Origin of the sequence: Salipiger sp. HF18, from assembly GCF_011806505.1 — a bacterium.
Classification (GTDB): domain Bacteria; phylum Pseudomonadota; class Alphaproteobacteria; order Rhodobacterales; family Rhodobacteraceae; genus Salipiger; species Salipiger thiooxidans.
This window is the reverse complement of record NZ_JAATOS010000416.1, coordinates 1-3,465: the sequence shown is the minus strand read 5'-3', so window position 1 is coordinate 3,465 and position 3,465 is coordinate 1. Positions and strand designations below refer to the sequence as shown.

Sequence of the window (3,465 nt, the reverse complement as noted above, 5' to 3'; positions counted from 1 at the left end):
AGCAGCAGGTCCTCGTCCACCGGTGCCAGCGCGAACTGCCGCGCCAGCGGGTCGAGCAGCGAAAGCCCCTCGCGCAGCGCATCGTCGGGACTGCGCGCCAGCACGCCCCGCACCCAGCGCAGCACCTGCGGCAGCTCGGTGGCGGCATCGGGCGCGGGGCGCAGCTTGTGGACGGCCTCGGGCATCGCTCAGGGATCCAGGTGGAAGGTGAAGCCGTCGTCGCGGCTGCGCACGCCATCGACAAGCACCGCGACCCGGTAGCCGGGGTCGCCCGCCGCCTGCGCGGGCAGCTCGGCATCGGCGACTGGCACCTGCACCGAACCCGGCGCGGGCGGCAGCAGCGGGTTGGGCGGCGGGCGGTTGATCTCGATCCCGGCGTCGCCCAGCACCACCTGCGCCTCGTGCGCGCCGGGGTGCCAGAGCCGTGTGCCGGTCACCGTCAGAACGGTGCCCGCATCGCCATTGCCGGGCGTCACCGCGGTGATCTGCGGCACCAGCTGCATCAGCGCGATGTTCGAGGGCACACGCCGGGTCTCCTCGATCCGGGTGCCGCGGCCCTGCGCCCCGGCGACGCCCTCGACCGTCAGCTCGGCGATCAGGCGGATCTGCAGGGTGCCGGGCTGGAGCTGCTGCGCGGGAAGGATCGGCTGGCTGAGCGGCGGGTCGACATCCACGTCGAGCACCGCGTCGGGCACGCGCACCCGGATCCGACCGTCCGGCGCGGGCACCACGCGCAGGGGCGGCAGGTCGCCGAACTGCACGAAGATCCGCGCCGCCGCGGCATTGCGCGCGACGATGGTGATCTCCTCGCCCACCGCCACGCGCATCTCGGCCTCGGGCTGGCCCGGCGGCGGGGTCACGAAGACCCGCTCGATGGTGGGACGCCGGGCGAGCGTGGCGAAGATCCGGCGCTCGGTCACCGGAGGCGCGACGCGCACCGGCTCGGTGTCGTCGATCTGCACCACGGTGCCCTCGAGGATCACCGAGCGGCGGAAGTTCTCCTCGCTGAGTGCGGACCAGATCTTGGTCACGTCCTCGAGCGAGGCGGGATAGAGCGTCAGCTTGAAGCGCTCCGGTTCCTGCGTCAGCAGCGGGTCGAGGATCGGCTCGTTGAGCGCGGGCGGCACGAGGTTTTCCTGGATCAGCTCGTGCATCCGGGCGCCGAACATGTGCAGGACATGCAGCGCGTCGCCAAGGATCTCCTGCGCGGTCAGATCGGATTCAGGCATCACCTCGCTGTCGGAATGGCTTGTCAGCATGTAGCGCAGGTTCAGCGACAGAGGCGGACGGCCGTAGCTGCCCGGCGGGCCGCGATGCGGGCCGTGGTCGTTCTTGAGGCTGGCGTTCTCGAGCACCTGGATCAGGTAGAGGTTCACCCGCGCGCCGTCGAAGCCGGTGACGGTCTGGTCGGGCGGCGCCACCGTGACGCCGACGCCGGTGGCCATCCGGTCGCGCAGCAGGGTCCGGATCGAACGGGTCGCCGCGGCGATGACCTGATAGCTCGCCATCGCCGCCCCCTAGCCCCGCTGCCCGAGCCGCGCACGGGCGTATTTCTCGAAGCCCCGGGTGCGCTCGGGGGCCTTGCGGCGGGGGACGGAGGGCTGCGGCGCCGGGGCCTCGAAGGGGACGTCGATGCGGCCGATGCTCAGGCCGGGGGGCGGAGCCAGGTCGGCGTGGGGCGTTTGGTCTGGCGCGGTGGGTTCATGGCGGAATGCCGGGACACCGGGGGGCTGGGCGGTTGAGGGGCTGGCGGTTCGGGCCGGATGCGCGCTGTCGCCGCTGGTGAGGCGGTTTGGGGGCTCTGCGCCCTGGTCCCTGCGCGCGGTGCGGGCGGTGTTGGATGCGGGGGTGGCGACAGGGTTGGAGGAGTCGGTGGGGCTCTCGGCCGTCCTTTCGGCAGTGCCGGTCGGGATCGCACCGTGGGGCATGGTGAGACCCTCCGGCGACGATGGGTGCGGCGGCTCTTCGGGCCGCGCTGCATCTGCATCTGCGTCTGCGCCTGACAGGGGGTCTCGCCTGCTTTGCGCCAAGCCAGCCTGTGGTATGTCCTGCCTGGGAGCCGGCGGATTAGCCCCCTCGGGATACATCGCCCGATGGTCTCGGCCCGGCTCTGCCCTCTGCGCCCTTTCCGATGTGACGACGGTTCCGGCGGTCGGCGCCGGACGCGCTCCCGGCGCCTCCCCCGAACGCTCCGGAGACGGTGGAGGGACCGCATCGCGCCCCGTCTCACCGCGCGCCGTTGAGCCGCCCTCTGCGTCGGACGCCTCGGTCTCCGCCATGATCTCCGTACCGAAGCCCATGCCGCCACCCGGCCCCTCTGGCGGGGCGAAGCGCGGGGGGACCGCGGCACGCAGGGTCGGTGGCCCGCCGGGGCTCTGCCCGGTCGCGCGGGCGGCGAGGCGGCCGAACACCCCGGTCATGCCGCCCCCCTCGCTGTCGCGCCGCCTTCGGCCCAGACCATGCGCACGTAGCGGCGGCGGCGGTGGGCCGGCATCGCCAGCAATTCCGCCTCGCTCCAGTGATAGCGGCGGGCGAGCAGGTCGAACTCCGCCAGCACCCCCCCCCCGCGGCCCCTCCCCGCGCGCAGCAGCCCAAGCGGGCCGACCCCCCCCGCCCCCCCGCCCCGGCGCCCCCCCCGGGCCCGCAGCAGCTCAAGCGGATCGAGCCGCCCGCCGATCACCGCCCCGCAGGCGTCGCACTCGGCGGCAAGCGCGATTTCCGCGCATGGGTCGGCGGTGGCGAGCCACACCTCGGCCTGCGCCACCGCGCCGGACGCCACCGGCCCGTCGGCACAGAGCGCCAGCAGCCGCGCCGCCGAGCCGCCGCTCGCGGCAATGTCCGCCCCCGTGGGAAGCCTGAGACCAAGCGGCCCCTCCTCCGTCTCGACCGTGCCGTCCGACACGTCGGGTACGGCGCCGAGGAACATCGCCGCCTCGAACGGCACCTCGTGCACCGCGCCGCAGCCCTCTCCCTCGCAGGTCATGATGAGATGCCCCGGCGCGCCGTAGCTGGCGCAGAGCAGCGCCAGCAGCAGGCGGTTGCGGTCACCCGCGACCAGCCCATCCAGCGCCCCGCCATCGGCCGGCTGCCCGTCGAGCTCCGCCCCCCCCGCAAGCAGCAGCGCGGTTTCCGCCGCCACCGGCGTCAGCGGTCCCAAAGCGTCGGAGAGATCGAGCTCGTCGCCCCCGGTCAGGGGGTGCATAACCGCCACGCCGCGGGGCGGCGCCAGCGGGACCGTGACGCGCTGCCCCGGCGCCGCCGTGATCGCGCCGGTGTCATGCCGGGACATCGAAACTCGGCTCGGAGGGTTCGACCACCGAGACATCGCGGATCCAGCCCTCGTTCTCCAGCTTCAGCATTTGGATGGCGACGGCGTTGGCATTGGCGTCCAGATCGGGCAGCGCCTGGTATTCCGAGACCCAGGCCCGGAAGATCTGGTAGGACAGCACCAGCTGCCCCGCCTCG

The 3,465-nt window shown here is 73.5% G+C and carries 4 protein-coding genes; all 4 read right to left on the bottom strand.

Annotation, left to right across the window (positions count from 1 at the left end; genetic code table 11):
* The coding region (locus tag HC022_RS21600) for a hypothetical protein (RefSeq protein WP_167453785.1) at nucleotides 1–185 on the bottom strand (185 nt) is incomplete at its 3' end.
* A gap of 3 nt (nucleotides 186–188) precedes the next feature.
* Nucleotides 189–1,508 (bottom strand): DUF4255 domain-containing protein, encoded by a 1,320-nt coding sequence (locus HC022_RS21595; protein WP_167453784.1) that lies wholly within the window; start codon nucleotides 1,506–1,508, stop codon nucleotides 189–191.
* Between the two features lie 908 nt (nucleotides 1,509–2,416).
* Nucleotides 2,417–3,289, bottom strand: a complete 873-nt coding sequence (locus HC022_RS21590; protein WP_167453783.1) for a hypothetical protein — start codon at nucleotides 3,287–3,289, stop codon at nucleotides 2,417–2,419.
* The coding region (locus tag HC022_RS21585; protein ID WP_175583682.1) for a phage tail protein at nucleotides 3,276–3,465 on the bottom strand (190 nt) is incomplete at its 5' end. The genes HC022_RS21585 and HC022_RS21590, both read right to left, overlap by 14 nt.

What these genes read in the sequence shown, in the direction of transcription:
- HC022_RS21595 (WP_167453784.1), bottom strand. Translation starts at nt 1,508, where the DNA reads ATGGCGAGCTATCAGGTCATCGCCGCGGCGACCCGTTCGATCCGGACC.
- HC022_RS21590 (WP_167453783.1), bottom strand. Translation starts at nt 3,289, where the DNA reads ATGTCCCGGCATGACACCGGCGCGATCACGGCGGCGCCGGGGCAGCGC.